A 223-nucleotide genomic window follows, 5' to 3' on the forward strand; every position below is an offset into this window, starting at 1 on the left:
AGCGGCCGCAACCTCCGTGAGGTAAATCTTCCCCACCTCCGGCAAGGCGAGCTTGTAGATCTCGGCGCCTCCCACGACGGCAACCGAGTCGGTTCCCATCCTCCTGGCCAGTTCCTCGCCCCTGGCAACCGCCTCGGCCCACCCGTGAACGACGTGAACGCCCGGCGCGGAGAAGCCGGAATCACGCGTCAGCACGATCGTTTCCCGCCCCGGCAAAGGCTTG

1 protein-coding gene is annotated in these 223 nt (G+C 66.8%); it reads right to left on the bottom strand.

Translation table 11 applies throughout. From position 1 onward, the window contains the following. Positions 1-216, bottom strand: a 216-nt coding sequence (locus E4K09_RS14750) for a dihydrofolate reductase (RefSeq protein WP_280177466.1), incomplete at its 3' end; no start/stop codon positions are given. Between the last annotated feature and the right edge of the window lie 7 nt (positions 217-223).

The organism is Microvirga pakistanensis (genome assembly GCF_004458765.1).
GTDB classification, from domain to species: domain Bacteria; phylum Pseudomonadota; class Alphaproteobacteria; order Rhizobiales; family Beijerinckiaceae; genus Microvirga; species Microvirga pakistanensis.